Genomic DNA, 14,121 nt, shown 5'->3' on the forward strand with positions numbered 1-14,121 from the left:
TGCCCGGCATCGCCCGCCGACGCAGGCGCGCGCACGTCTGCAGGTGTGGGAGGGGCTTCAGTCCCGACGCGACTGGCCCGCCAAAGCGCCGCGACCGAAACATCGTCCACGCACTGCGCGGCCGGACAGGAACGCCCATGAGCGCACCGACGCTGCGCTGGCGGCTGTACGAAGCCGGGCATTGCACCCATCCCGAACGCGCCACGCGCCGCGGCGCGACGCTGGCGCCCTGCCAGTTCCCGGCGCTGGCGGCGCTGCTGCAGCATCCGGTGCATGGCAACCTGCTGTTCGACACCGGCTACTCGCAGCACTTCCTCGCCGCTACCGCGCGCTTCCCCGAGCGCCTGTACCGCGTGCTGACGCCGGTGCATCTGGCGCCGGGACAATCGCTGCGCGAACAGCTTGCACGCGACGGCATCGACGCGGCGGCGATCGACTGGATCGTGCTGTCGCATTTCCATGGCGACCACGTCGGCGGCGTGGCCGATTTCGCGCAGGCGCGCATCGCCTGCGCGCAGCAGGCCTGGGACGATCTGCAACGGCGCGGGCGATTGGCGGCGCTGCGCGAAGGTTTCCTGCCGGCGCTGCTGCACGGCGCACGCGCACGCATGCACTGGTTCGAGGCATTGCCGGCGTGCGCCGCGCCCACGGCGCTGCGCGGCTTCGGCACGCTGCGCGACCTGTTCGGCGACGGCAGCGTGCTGCTGGTGCCGCTGCCCGGACACGCGCCCGGCCACTACGGACTGTGGTTCGAGGACGCGCACGGGCCGGTGTTCCTGGTCGCCGATGCGGCCTGGTCCAGCGCCGCGATCGCCGACGGCACGCCGCCGCCGGCGCTGGTCACCCACCTGCTCGGCGAGCACCGCGTCTACCGCGACACCTTGGCGCGGCTGCACGCGCTGCGCCTGGCCGAACCGGCGCTGCGCATGGTGCCCTCGCATTGCCGGCAATGGCGGCCGGCCGCGCACGAGGCCGGCGGTGCCTAGCGCGCCGGCGGTGCTGATCACCGGCGCGCGCGCGCCGGTGGCGCTGGACCTGGCGCGCCGCTTCGCCGCGCAGGGCTGGCGCGTGCACCTGGCCGACAGCGTGGCCTGCCGCATCTCCGGCTGGTCGCGCGCGGCCAGCGCCAGCCATCGCATCGCCTCGGCGCGCTACGCCCCGGCCGCCTACATCGCCGACCTCAACGCGCTGGTCGCGCGCCAGCGCATCGCGCTGTTGCTGCCCACCTGCGAGGAGGTGTTCTACCTGGCCCGCTACCGGCAGGCGCTGCCGGCGCAGCTGGACGTGCTGGTGGACGCCTTCGACACGCTGCGCGCACTGCACAGCAAATGGCACTTCCTGCATCTGGCCCGCACGCTCGATGCCGACGTGGACGTGCCGGACAGCGTGCAGGTGCGCAGCCTGGCGCAGGCGCGCGAATGGGCCGGTACTGCGCCGCTGGTGCTGAAGCCGGAATACTCGCGTTTCGGCGTGCACGTGCGCGTGCATCCGCATGGGCTGCCCACCGACGCGCCGCCTTTGCCCGAACAAGGCGCCTGGGTCGCGCAACGCTATTGCGCCGGCGAGGAACGCTGCTCCTACGCGGTAGCGCGCGACGGCGTGCTGCTGGCGCACGCGGTGTACCGCCCGCGCTACCGGCTGCAGCGCAGCTCCAGCTATTACTTCGACGCCGCGCCGGCGCCGCAGATCGAGCGCTTCACCGCGCAGCTGGTGCGCGCGCTGCGCTTCAGCGGGCAACTCTCCTTCGATTGGATCGTCTCGGCGCAAGGCCGCTACAGCGTGATCGAATGCAACCCGCGTGCGACCAGCGGCCTGCACCTGTTCGCCGCATCCGACCCGCTGGTCGCCGCGCTGGACGGCAGCCGCCGCGACCCGGCTGCGCTCGTGCGCCCGGCGCCGACGCGCGCGGCGATGCTCGGCCCGATGATGCTCGGCGTCGCACTGCCGGCCGCATTGCGTCATGGCCGGCTCCGCCAGTGGCGCGAGGACTACGCCCGCGCCGACGATGTGCTCGCGCCGCGCGGCGACCGGCGTCCGCTGGCCGGTGCGCTGCGCGACCTGGGCAGCCATGCGCGGCTGGCGCTGGCCCAGCGCTGCACCGTGCGCGAGGCGTCCACCCGCGATACCGAATGGGACGGCGAGGCCCTGCCGCCGCCATGAACGGCGCCGCCGAGGCCGGCATCGACTACGCCGTGCAGGCGCAGCGTTTCGCCGACCTGCATGCCGGCCGCGATGCGCAGGGCGTGGCCGGCAACCTGTACGCGCGCATCGACATGCTGCAGGCCGGCACGCTGTCGGTGCCGGTCACGGTGAGCGAGGAGCGTGCGGGCAACGCCTGGGTGTGCTCGCCGCGCACCACCTATGCCGACTACGCCGCCGAGGAGGCCGCGCGCCTGTTGCCGCCCGCGTTGGCCGCACCGCTGCGCGGGTTGTGCGGCGGCATCGGCGCCTGGCTGGACTGGGCGCGGATCGACCGCGCGGTCACCCTCAACAACTGGCTGCTGTCGACCAACCTGTACCCGCCGCTGCCGGCCGAAGGACTGGGCGCCCTGCTGGACGCCGCACGCGCGCGCTGGCCGGACCACGCGCTGTGGTTCCGCTCGTTGAACCGGGTGGACACGCCGCAGTGGCTGGACGCGCTGCAGGCGCAGGGCTTCACCCTGATCGGCAGCCGCCAGGTGTATCTGTACGACGACTGGCCGGCGCTGCTGCACCACCGCGACCTGGCGCGCGATCTCAAGCTGACCGCGCGCACCGACCTGCAGCGCTGCGGCAACGACGCGATCGGCGAGGCCGACTACCCGCGCATCGCCGCGCTGTACGCGCAGCTGTACCTGGACAAGTATTCGCGCTGCAATCCGGCCTACCACGCCGGGTTCCTGCGCGCCTGGCACCGCGCCGGGCTGCTGCGCTTCGACGGCTTTCGCGGCGAGGACGGCACGCTGGCCTGCATCACCGGCCTGTTCGGCATCGGGCGAACGCTGACCGCGCCGATCGTCGGCTACGACCTGCAGCAGCCGCAGCGGCTGGCGCTGTACCGCACGCTCACCGCCTGCGGCTTCGAGCATGCGCTGCGCCACGGTCGCCGGCTCAACCAGAGCGCCGGCGCGGCCAGCTTCAAGCGCCAGCGCGGCGGCACCCCGGTGATCGAGTACAGCGCGGTGGACGCGCGCCACCTGCCGCTGCGCCGGCGCCAGCCGATCGCCGCGCTCGGCGCGCTGACCGAACGCATCGGCGTGCCGCTGATGCGCCGCTATCGGCTGTGAACCACCGGCATGCCTTCGCCGCGACGGTCGCAGCAGTGGAGCGCTAAAGGCCACGTACCCGCCGCCGATATCAGGGCAAGCCCAAGCGGCAGCACCAGGAACCCGGATGGACCGAACCGCCCCCTCCCGTCGACCTGTGCCGCGCGTGCAACGCCGACCCGGCGTCCGCGCGAACGGACTCGTGTGCCGCGGAGCGTTTGGAAACGTTTGCAACCCGAAAACCGCTGCAAACGGGCGGCTCGCATATTCTCGCGGCCCTATACTGGGCGGCATCTGAAAATCGTTTGCGGCGTGGATCGGGGGACCTGTGGAATGGATCGCACACCTGGCTCACGCTGGCACCTTGCTGATCGTCAACGCCATGCTGGCGGCGGTGTCGTCGGCGCTGTTCTTCGCCATCCGCTTGACCGGGCGCAAGGCCAAGCACACTGACGGATTGCTACTGCTTGGCCTGAGCTACGCCACGTTCGCGGCTGGCTTTGGCGCACTCGTGCTGCCGGCGGGGTTGCCGGCGCACGCCACCGCCCTGGGTTTGATCGGCAACCTGACGATCGATGCCGCCACGGTGTTGGAGTTGTGCGCGGTGAACGCCTATCTGCGGCGGCCGCTGATCCAGCCCTGGATCCTGGTCTCGGTCGCGCTGATCGGCGCGGCGGAGATCTATTGCCTGCACAGTGGAGGCGAGAATCTCAGGGTCATGGTGGTTTTCGGCTGCACCCTGCGCGGCCTGTTGACCGTTGCCACCGGCATGGCCTTGTGGCGCCATGCCGACCCGACGGCACGCACCGCGGCGCGCTTCACTGCCGCGTTCCACTTCCTGTGGGCCCTGATGCTGCTGCTGCGCATCGCCTGGTGGTCGATTCATCCGCTCGCGGACACGAGCTTCGACCCGACGTCGAAATTCGGCCTGCTCGCGCGCATGGTCCTGACCTCGATCATCACCCCCGGGTTCCTGTGGATGCTGGCCCGGAAGATGAACGCGGAACTGATTCGCCACGCCTCGCAGGACGCCCTCACCGGCGTCGCCAACCGCCGCGTCATGTGGGAAAAGGGCGAGTCGGCCACGCAGGAGGCGCGCGGCAGGCACTCGCCGATCGCAGTGCTGATGATCGACGTCGACAATTTCAAGTCGATCAACGACCGCCTGGGCCACGCGACCGGCGACCAGGTCCTGGTCGCCATCGCCGACACGCTGGCGCGGCATATCCGCAGCCCGGACGTGCTCGCCCGCGTGGGCGGCGAGGAGTTCATGGTACTAATCCCGCAAGGCGAGGAATCGGTGGTGCGCGACATCGCCGAGCGCCTGCGGCGCATGGTCGAACGCCAGGACATCATGGCCTCGTCCGGCACGGCGGTCGCCTGCACGGTCAGCATCGGCTATTGCATTTCCGGCGGGGCGCAGATCGAGTGGCAGAAGCTGGTGGGCATCGCCGACCAGGCGCTGTATGCGGCCAAGCGCGGCGGGCGCAACCGGGTGACCGGCACGATCGTCGCGTAGCGCGCCGCGCGTTCCTGGGCGCCGCAGCCACCTACGCCGTGCGCGTGCATCCAGACATCGGCACGCCGCGCATGCGACGCTAGCGGCCATGACCGACTGGCATCCCTCGCTGTACCGACACTGGTTCGCCGTGGCCCGGGCCGACGCGCTGCGGCAGCGGCCGCTGGCGGTGACGGTGATGGACCGGCATGCGGCGATCGCGCGCTGCGCCGACGGCAGCCTGCTCGCGCTGGAGGACCGCTGTCCGCACCGGCATGCGCCGCTGTCGGCCGGCTGCGCCAGCGGCGACGGCCTGGCCTGCCCCTACCACGGCTGGCGCTTCGGCCGCGACGGCGCGCTGCGCGAGATCCCCGGCATGCCGCCCGGACAGGCGCTGCCGGCGGTGCGGGTGCGCGCCTTCGCCGCGCGCGAACACGACGGCTTGATCTGGCTGCGCCCGGATCCCGACGGCGACGCGCACCCGGCGCAGCTGGTGCAGGAACTGCACCCTTCGGCGCGGCGCTTCCTGTGGCGCACGCGCTGGGAGGCGCACGTGGTCGATGCGCTGGAGAACTTCCTCGATCCGTTGCACACCCACCTGCTGCATCCGGGACTGGTGCGCCGCGGCGGTGCGCGCACGCCGATGCGCGCCTGCCTGCAGACCGGCGCCGAAGGCTTCCACGTGGACTACGTCGGTGCGGCCGCGCAGAGCGGCTGGCTCTACCGGTTGTTCGAATCGCCGCGCACGCTGGAGCGCGCGCATTTCGCCGCGCCCGGTACCGCACAGATCGAATACCGCTATGCCCGTGGCGGCCGCGTGCGCATCAGCCTGCACTTCACGCCGGTGGGCGAGCGCAGCACCGAGGTGTTCGCCAGCCTGCACGTGGACGGGCGCTGGGCGCCGGCATGGGCGGTGCGCTGGCTGGTGTGGCCGCTGCTGCGCAAGGTCGGCGAGCAGGACCGGCGCATGCTCGCGTTGCAGGCGCACAACCTGCGGCGTTTTCCGGGCGTGCGCGGCGCCTCGACCGCGCTGGACCTGGTCCGCGAACCGTTGCGCCGCTACTGGGACGGCGAGCCGCTGCCGGCAGCGGGCGCGCCGCACTGCATCGACCTCATGCTGTGACCGCATCCGGCGCATCGCGCGCGCCGAGCGCGGCGAGCACCTGCGCCAGCGGCGCCGGCCGGCCCAGCAGGTAGCCCTGCACCTGGTCGCAGCCATGCGCGCGCAGCCACTGCAACTGCGCGTCGTTCTCCACGCCTTCGGCGACCACCTGCAGGCCCAGGCTGCGGCCGAGCGTCAGCAAGGCCTCGCAGATCGAGGCGTTGCGCGCATCGCGATCCACCTCGGCGACGAAGCTGCGATCGATCTTCAGCGTGTCCAGCGGCAGGTCGCGCAGATAGGCCATGCTGGAGAAGCCGGTGCCGACATCGTCCAGCGCCACGCCCACGCCCAGCGCGCGCAACTGCCGCAGTACGTCCAATGCCTGTTGCGGCTGCCGCATCAGGCTGCTCTCGGTCAGTTCTAGGTGCAGGCCGTCGGCGGCCAGGCCGGCCGCGGCGCAGGCCTGCACCAGGTCCGCGACCAGATCGCCGTCGAAGAACTGCAGCGCCGACACGTTCACCGCCACCGGCAGGTCGGCCCAGCCGTGCAGCGCCAGCTGGCGGCGCGCCTGCGCGGCGGCCTGCATCACCCAGCGGCCGAGCGGCAGGATCAACCCGGTGTCCTCGCACAACTGGATGAACTGGTCGGGGGCGATGAAGCTGCCGTCGTCCTGCGGCCAGCGGATCAGCGCCTCGAGCAGCCGCGGCGCGCCGGTATCGGCGCGCAGGATCGGCTGGAAATGCAGCTCGAACTCCTGCCGCGCGATCGCCTGATGGATGCGCCCGGCCAGGCGCAGGCGCTCGCCGATCCGCGCGGACATGCTGCGCTCGAAGCGGGCGACGCTGCGTCCGTCGGCCTGCGCCGCATGCGCGGCCTGCGCGGCGCTGCCGATGGCTTCCTCGGCGCCGGCGGCGTCGTCCGGACACAGCGCCACGCCGATGTGCGCCTGCAGCTGCTGGGTGAAGGCGCCGCCCTGCACTGGTGTGGACATCGCCTCGAGCAGGCCCTGCAGCGCCTGCGGCAGCTGCTGCGGATCCAGGACCGCCAGCACGAAATCCTGCGACGGCTGGTGCGCGGTCAGGCCGAACCGTTCGCCCAGCCCGCGCAGCCGCGCCGCTACCGCGCAGCGCACCGCATCGCCGGCGGCGCGGCCCAGGGTGTCGCCGATCAGCGCCAGCCCGCGCAACTGCACGTACGCCACCGCATAGCCCGCCTGCCCACGCGCATCCAGCGCTTCGGCCAGGGCGCGCGGATCGAGCAGCCCGGTGGTGACGTCGTGGCTGGCGCGGAACGCCAGTTCGCGCTCGTGGGCGATGCGCTCGCTGACATCCTCGGCCAGGATCAGGCGCGCCGGCGCGCCGCCGAAGTCGACGTCCGCGCTGTGCACCCGCACCGACAGCAGGCTGCCGTCCTTGCGCCGATGGGTCCACACGCTGGGCGCGTCGAAGCCGTCGCGCGGCTTGCGTACGTCCGCCAGCAGCCGTTCGGCGTCGGCGGGCGGACGCAGGTCGAGCAGGGTCATGGCCAGGAATTCGTCGCGGCTGTAGCCGTACTGGCGGATCGCGGCCTGGTTCACTTCCAGGAAACGCAGGCTGTCCACCGCGAACAGCCAGAACGGCAGCGGGTTGCGCTCGAACACCAGGCGGAACTGACGCTCGGCATCCAACAGCCGCGCCTGCGCCTCGAGCCGCTCGCTGACGTCCTGCACCGCACCGGTCATGCACAGCCCGCCGCGGCCCTGCACCCGCGCGCCGCGCGCGGCCAGCCAACGCAGGCCGCCATCGGGCGAATGCATGCGGTACACCACGTTGTATTCGCCGTTGCCGTGCAGCGCCTCGTCGTACAGCTGCTCGACCCGCGCGCGATCGTCGTCGTGCACCCGGGCCAGGAACGCGCTCAGGCTCATGCGCAGCTGCGGCGCGCCGAACAGGGTACCGGTCTGTTCGGCCAGCAGCAGGTGGCGCCGGTCGGCCTCGACCCGCCAGGTGCCGATGCCGCCCATCGCATGCGCCAGGCGCAGGTCTTCGTCGCCGCGGCGCAGGCGCTCCAGCAACTGCCGCTGGCGGTCCTCGGCACGGCGCAAGCTGCCCAGCAGGAAGGCGAACCCGAGCAGATACAGCAGATACACCAGCGCCGCAGCGCCGGCGAACCACCACCACGGCGCCAACGCTTCGCGCACCGCCAGCCCCGACACCGCCAGCAACGGGTAGTCGCGTCCACCACTGACCGCCAGCATGCGCGGCTGCCGGTCGAACACGGTGCTGTGCATGCCCAACGCACTGCCCTGCGGCAGCCCGCGCACCAGGCCCAACGGCAGCAGCACGCGGGTACCGTCGGTGCCGGCAGCGGGACTGCTTGCCGCAAGCAGCAGGCCATGCGTATCGGTCAGCGCGACCACGCCGTCGCGGCCGGCATCGACCCCGCCGACGATGCGCTGCAACGCCGCGACCCGCCAGCTCGCCACCACCCAATCGCCCGACGCCAGCGGCAACGCCAGGCGCACCACCGCTTCGCCGTCGGCCAGGCGTTGATACGGGCCGACGAACACCTGATCGCCATTGCGGCGCGAACCCAGCGCCCATGCGCGCACGTCCGGATCGCCCTCCGTCCCGTAGCGGCGCCGGCCCTGGGCATCCAGCAACGCAATGCCATGCAGCTCCGGATGCCGCAGCAGCACGCCGCGCAGCGATGCCTCGATCAGCGCCGGCGCGCGTGCCGGCGCGTCGGCCAGCAGCGCCTGCGCGCCCATGCCTTCGCCGCGCAGCGCCTGGCTCAGGTTGTCCAGCTCCAACTGCAGCAGACGGTCGGCGCCCGTCGCCAACGCCAGGCTCTGCCGCTGCGCCGCGGCCAGGCGGTTGGCGCGGTCCTGCGCCAGCACATAGGCCAGCCCGCACGCCAGCAGCAGCGCCAACGCCAGGCCCCAGACCAGGATCGCGCGCAACGGCGCGCGCAACGCGCGCCGCAGGCGCTGCCGGAAGCGGACGTCGTAGAGCTTGTCGGCGGCGGAGAAACGGCGCTGCATGGGTCCTGCATAGAGCGGCTCAACCGTGCCGATCTTGAATCCCTCCAGCATCCGGGCCGGTACTTGCCAACCGACCGGAGGCTCGGTGCGGGCCGGAGTGTGCGGCCATCCCGATGCGTCGACACAGGCGTACGGGACGTCCGGCGATGCCGGTGCCATGTATGAACAATACAGCCCGTCAGCATGGCCCCCCGCGCTCCGGCCAATGTGGCGCAATCGGGAGTTGGCGCAGGGCGCGTCCTGCCCTGCGTCAGCGGCGATATCGTCCGCATGCACCTGCTGATCCGCTTTCCGCGTGGGGTGCTGCCTCCGGTTCCGCCAAGACCCAAAAAAAGCCCTGCATGACGGTAAAATGCGCAGGAGGGGTGCGGGGCCAGCAAGCGGCCCATTCGGCGGACGTGGTTGGCACAAGCGAGCGCACAACCTCCACGTTCCCCCAATTTTTGGACTCCAAGCCGCAGTGGCAAGCCTCCAGCGCAACCGCCTCCCCGCCACGTTCGTGAACGAAAGTCACGAAATCCTTGCGGCATGCCTCGGCGCCTTTGCGATCTTCCTGGCCGCATCCGCGGCATCGTTGATGCTCGCCCAACAGCTCTCGCTGCGCTTTTCCGTCGCCGCTTGCATCATCGGCGGCTTGGCGCTAGCGACGCTGTCGGTCACGGCCGTGCGGGTGATCGTCCACTATCGGCGCCTGCACCAGCCGGGTCAGCGCCTGCACCTGGTCGGCGTGCTGGCGCTTGCGCTGGCCGGTGGCTGGCTGGCGATGTCGATCAACCGCCCCGATATCGACGACTCCATCTATGTCCCGAAGGCGGTGTACTACATCGCGCATCCGGACGCCCCGGTCGACACCGGCGTGAACTGGCTGGCCGGTCTCGAGCGGACTCCCCAATCCGGCGTTTTCCCCTACTACGAACTCACCCAGGCAGCGCTTTCCTGGCTCGGCGGCCGTCCGTATCTGGACGTGTACCACGTGCTGTTCCCGGGAATCGTCGGGTTCTTGATGTGCGCCGCGGCGATCTTGCTCATCGGCCTGTTCGAAGCGCGCCCCCGGACGATCCTGATCTGCGGCGCCTTCTACCTGCTGCTGTTGCTCGCGCTTGGGGAAACGCATCGTGCCTACGGCAATCTGAGCATCGCCCGCGCCTTCCATGGCAAGTACATGTTCCTGTCCGTGGGCGTTCCGGCGTGGATCTACTTCTCGCTGCGCTATCTGCGCCAGCCAAGGTGGAGCACATGGCTGATCCTCCTCGCGCTGGGCATCGGCATGGCCGCCGCCACGCCGACGGCGATGGTGTTTCTCCCGTTCCTGGCGCTGACCCTGGCCCTGGCGTTCCATGTACAGGCGTCCGGATCCTTCGCCTCGATCGCGGCGCTGCTGCCGGCGCTGCGCTACGGTGTCTCGCTGGCGCCGGTGGTGCTGATGGCGATCGTCTTTCGCTTTTACGCAGTCGACAACATCGCCGCAGGCAGCCAGATCAACGCGGGCTTCCCGAAGACGTTCGCCGACCAGCTGCGCCTGATCGTGAATCCGGACTACCCGCTGACCCCGGTGCTGTTCGTGGCGTCACTCGCGCTGGTGCTCGCGTTCTCCGCGTATCGCCGCTTTTTCGCCATCTGGGTGACGACGCTGTGCGTCCTGCTGCTGAATCCATGGGTGTCGCAATTCGTCATGCTCCACCTGACCACCGAGAACATCTATTGGCGGATGTTCTACCTGCTTCCGTTTCCGCTGCTCGCGGCGCTGGCGCTGGCGCCGCTGGCGAATGCCGGCCGCACCGGCCCGATCTGGGCGGGGCTGTGCCTGGCCGCCGCCGGCCTCTTGGCGACGATCGGGCCGACCTCGGTGCTGCGGCACGACAACGGCGCGGCGCTCGCCCTGCCAGGCTACAAAATCGGTGCGAACGACCGCGCCTCCGCACAGCAGTTCATTCGCCGCGCCGCGCCAGGCTCGGTGTTCGCTCCGGTCCAACTCGCCAGCAACATCCTGCTGCTGTCGTCGGATTTTCCGCAGTACTTCATGCGCGAAGACTATCTCGGCCTGATGATGGCGAGCGTCCCGGCGCATGTTTCCTTCCAGCAGAGACTGGACGCCGCCTTCTACCTCTACAGCAATGGCGCCACGCCGGAAGCGGAAAAGGCCTTCCGTGCCATGATCGCCGCGGCGGATGGGCCGCAGCATGTCCTGGTTCCTGCCAACGCCGACCGGTACGCCGCCATCGCCTCGCAGCTCGCTGCCGCAGGCTATCGTCGCGCATTCGCCGTGGCAGGCGGATACGCGGTATTCAGCCATCCACCAAGGCACCAGCAGTGACCAAGAAAGTCGCCATCCTGCAATCCAACTACATTCCGTGGAAGGGCTATTTCGACCTGATCGCCGCGGTCGACGAGTTCATCCTGTACGACGACATGCAGTACACCCGGCGCGACTGGCGCAACCGCAACCAGATCAAGACCCCGCAGGGCGCGCAATGGCTGACGGTGCCGGTCCTGACCAAGGGCAAGTATCATCAGCGCATCGCTGATACCGAGCTGGATGGGCGCGAATGGGCCGAACTGCACTGGCGCGCGCTCGCGCAGAACTATCGCCGCGCCCCGCACTTCGACGAGATCGCCGCCTGGCTGCAGCCGCTCTACCTGGAACCGTATACCCACCTGTCGCAGATGAACCGGCGCTTCCTGGAAGCGATATGCGGCTATCTGAAGATCGACACCGTCATCAGCAGTTCCGCTGACCACGCGCTACTGGACGCGAAGACCGAGCGCCTGGCCGACCTGTGCGCGAAAGTGGGCGCCACGACCTACATTTCCGGCCCCGCGGCGAAGGACTACATCGACGAAGACGTCTTCCGGCAATACGGCATCGAGCTGGTCTGGTTCGACTATGCCGGCTATCCGGAATACCCGCAGCTATGGGGCGACTTCGTGCACGGCGTGAGCATCCTCGACCTGCTCTTCAATTGCGGTCCGGACGCGCACAGATACATGAGGTACGTGCATCCATGAAGCTGTCGATCGTCTCCACGCTCTATCAGTCGGCGCCATACATCGCCGACTTCCATCGGCGCGCCAGCCTCGCGGCGCAGAAGCTGGTCGCGGACGACTACGAGATCGTCCTGGTCAACGATGGCTCGCCGGACCACAGCCTCGAGCTGGCGATCGCCTTGAGCGAAGCCGATCCGCACGTGGTCGTGGTGGATCTGTCGCGCAATTTCGGCCACCACAAGGCCATGATGAAGGGCCTGGCGCATGCCGCCGGCGAGCTGGTGTTCCTGATCGACAGCGACCTGGAGGAAGAACCCGAATGGCTGGCCGCGTTCGCCGACGACCTGCATCGGCACGATGCCGATGTCGTCTACGGAACGCAGCTGCAACGCAAGGGCAACGCGTTCGAACGGTTGAGCGGACAGTGGTTCTATCGCGCGTTCAAGCTGCTGACCGGCATGGCGCTGCCGGAAAACGTGGTCACCGCACGCCTGATGCGCCGGCGCTACGTGCAGGCACTGGTGGCGCATCGCGAGCGCGAAGTGTTCATGGCCGGGCTATGGCATATCACCGGCTTCCGGCAACGCCCGTGGCCGGTCACCAAGCACAGCACCAGCCAGACCACGTATACGCTGCGCCGCAAGCTCTCGCTGCTGGTGAACTCGGTCACCTCGTTCAGCAACACGCCGCTGGTCGGCATCTTCTACGTCGGCGTAGCGATTTCCCTGATGGCGCTGGTCTATAGCGCCTACCTGCTGGTGCAATGGGCGTTTCTGGCACGGCCGCTCAGCGGCTGGACCTCGGTGATGGCATCGATCTGGCTGCTGGGTGGCATGATCATCTCCTTCATCGGCGTGATCGGCATCTACCTGTCGAAGATCTTCTCCGAAACCAAGCAGCGCCCCTATACGATCGTGAGACAGATCCATGCACAACGACACGACTGAGCTGCTCGCCGACGTCGCCGGCTACTACAGCGACAAGTTGGCCCAGCATGGGCAGACGGCGCGCGGCGTCGACTGGAACGGCGAGGACAGCCAGACGCTGCGATTCGCCCAGCTGTGCATGCTGGCCGGCAGCGACGGCGCATTCTCGGTGAATGACCTGGGCTGCGGCTACGCCGCGCTCTACGACTACCTGCGCGAGCGCCACGCCGGCGTGGACTACGCCGGCTTCGACGTCTCCGCCGACATGGCCGCGGCTGCAGCCAAGCGGCACGAGGCCGATCCCAACGCCAGATTCGTCGTCGCCGCGGAACCGGACCGCATTGCCGATTACGGCATGGCCAGCGGCATCTTCAACGTGCGGCTCGGCCACGACCCGGCGCGCTGGCAGTCCTACGTGGAAACCACGCTGGATGTACTCGATCGCACCAGCCGCGCCGGCTTCGCGTTCAATTGCCTGACCAGCTATTCCGATCCCGAGCGCATGCGCGAACACCTGTACTACGCCGACCCCTGTCGCTACTTCGATCTGTGCAAGCGGCGCTACTCGCGCAACGTCGCGCTCCTGCATGATTACGGACTGTACGAATTCACGATCCTGGTGAGGAAAACGCCGTGAGCAAAAAACCCCTGGTCATCTTCGGCGCCGGCGACATCGCGCAGCTGGCGCACTACTATTTCAGCACCGACTCGGACTACGAGGTGGTGGCCTTCACGATCGACGCCGACTACATCACCGACGGCCACTTTTGCGGATTGCCGGTCGTGGCGTTCGACCGGCTTGCGGCGTCCTATCCGCCCGAACGCAACGCGATCTTCATCGCGCTGAGCTATTCCAAGCTCAATGCGATACGCAAGGAGAAGTATCTGGCCGCCAAGGCGGCCGGCTATCGGCTTGCCAGCTACATCAGCTCGCACGCCACCGTGCTCAACGACGGCCGGATCGGCGACAACTGCTTTTTGCTGGAGGACAACACCATCCAGCCATTCGTGCAGATCGGCGATAACGTCACGCTGTGGAGCGGCAACCATATCGGCCATCACTCGACGATCGACAGCCACTGCTTTCTCGCTTCGCACATCGTCGTTTCGGGCGGGGTGGAGATCGGCGAGCAATGCTTCATCGGGGTGAATGCGACGCTGCGCGACCACATCCGCATTGGCGCCAGGACCGTGGTCGGCGCCGGCGCCCTGCTGCTGGGCGATGCCGAACCGGAAGGTCTCTATATCGGCACCGCCACCGAGCGATCGCCGGTGCCCAGCACGCGCCTGAGGAAGATATGACCTGCATGCACGCAGCCGACGCGACATGCCGTGCCGCCGGC

11 protein-coding genes are annotated in these 14,121 nt (G+C 69.4%); 10 read left to right on the forward strand and 1 reads right to left on the reverse strand.

What is annotated here, in order from left to right; genetic code table 11:
• The first annotated feature begins 137 nt into the window (after nucleotides 1–137).
• The 5 genes from AB8810_RS20595 (at nucleotide 138) to AB8810_RS20615 (ending at nucleotide 5,866) form a co-directional block, all read left to right on the forward strand.
• Nucleotides 138–986, forward strand: coding sequence for an MBL fold metallo-hydrolase (locus AB8810_RS20595; RefSeq protein WP_179568876.1), 849 nt, complete (start codon nucleotides 138–140; stop codon nucleotides 984–986).
• A complete protein-coding gene (locus AB8810_RS20600; RefSeq protein WP_179568878.1) occupies nucleotides 979–2,160 on the forward strand; it encodes an ATP-grasp domain-containing protein in 1,182 nt (393 codons plus the stop codon). Before AB8810_RS20595 ends, AB8810_RS20600 begins: the two co-directional genes overlap by 8 nt.
• Entirely contained in the window at nucleotides 2,157–3,266 is a 1,110-nt protein-coding gene (locus AB8810_RS20605) for a hypothetical protein (RefSeq protein WP_369914715.1), read from the forward strand. The genes AB8810_RS20600 and AB8810_RS20605 overlap by 4 nt, the downstream gene beginning before the upstream one ends.
• A 343-nt stretch (nucleotides 3,267–3,609) precedes the next feature.
• The gene (locus tag AB8810_RS20610) at nucleotides 3,610–4,764 is read left to right on the forward strand and encodes a diguanylate cyclase (protein ID WP_369914716.1); all 1,155 of its coding nucleotides are present in this window, start codon (nucleotides 3,610–3,612) and stop codon (nucleotides 4,762–4,764) included.
• A gap of 88 nt (nucleotides 4,765–4,852) precedes the next feature.
• Nucleotides 4,853–5,866, forward strand: a complete 1,014-nt coding sequence (locus AB8810_RS20615; RefSeq protein WP_191825343.1) for a Rieske 2Fe-2S domain-containing protein — start codon at nucleotides 4,853–4,855, stop codon at nucleotides 5,864–5,866.
• Here the strand turns inward: AB8810_RS20615 and AB8810_RS20620 are convergent.
• Nucleotides 5,856–8,867: an EAL domain-containing protein gene (locus tag AB8810_RS20620; RefSeq protein WP_369914717.1), complete on the reverse strand. Its 3,012-nt coding sequence runs from the start codon at nucleotides 8,865–8,867 to the stop codon at nucleotides 5,856–5,858. The two genes, AB8810_RS20615 and AB8810_RS20620, sit on opposite strands and share 11 nt — an antisense overlap.
• A gap of 499 nt (nucleotides 8,868–9,366) precedes the next feature.
• Here AB8810_RS20620 and AB8810_RS20625 point away from each other — a divergent pair, with 499 nt between their 5' ends.
• Genes AB8810_RS20625 through AB8810_RS20645 form a run of 5 tightly spaced genes read left to right on the forward strand, consistent with a single transcriptional unit; the run spans nucleotide 9,367 to nucleotide 14,080 of the window.
• Nucleotides 9,367–11,181, forward strand: a complete 1,815-nt coding sequence (locus tag AB8810_RS20625; RefSeq protein WP_369914718.1) for a hypothetical protein — start codon at nucleotides 9,367–9,369, stop codon at nucleotides 11,179–11,181.
• On the forward strand, nucleotides 11,178–11,873 hold the full coding sequence (locus AB8810_RS20630; protein ID WP_369914719.1) for a WbqC family protein: 696 nt from the start codon (nucleotides 11,178–11,180) through the stop codon (nucleotides 11,871–11,873). The genes AB8810_RS20625 and AB8810_RS20630 overlap by 4 nt, the downstream gene beginning before the upstream one ends.
• Nucleotides 11,870–12,799, forward strand: coding sequence for a glycosyltransferase family 2 protein (locus tag AB8810_RS20635; protein WP_369914720.1), 930 nt, complete (start codon nucleotides 11,870–11,872; stop codon nucleotides 12,797–12,799). Before AB8810_RS20630 ends, AB8810_RS20635 begins: the two co-directional genes overlap by 4 nt.
• Entirely contained in the window at nucleotides 12,780–13,415 is a 636-nt protein-coding gene (locus AB8810_RS20640; RefSeq protein WP_191825340.1) for a methyltransferase domain-containing protein, read from the forward strand. The genes AB8810_RS20635 and AB8810_RS20640 overlap by 20 nt, the downstream gene beginning before the upstream one ends.
• On the forward strand, nucleotides 13,412–14,080 hold the full coding sequence (locus AB8810_RS20645; protein WP_369914722.1) for an acetyltransferase: 669 nt from the start codon (nucleotides 13,412–13,414) through the stop codon (nucleotides 14,078–14,080). The genes AB8810_RS20640 and AB8810_RS20645 overlap by 4 nt, the downstream gene beginning before the upstream one ends.
• The last annotated feature ends 41 nt before the right edge of the window (nucleotides 14,081–14,121 follow it).

The organism is Xanthomonas sp. NCPPB 3005 (genome assembly GCF_041228095.2).
Classification (GTDB): domain Bacteria; phylum Pseudomonadota; class Gammaproteobacteria; order Xanthomonadales; family Xanthomonadaceae; genus Xanthomonas_A; species Xanthomonas_A bonasiae.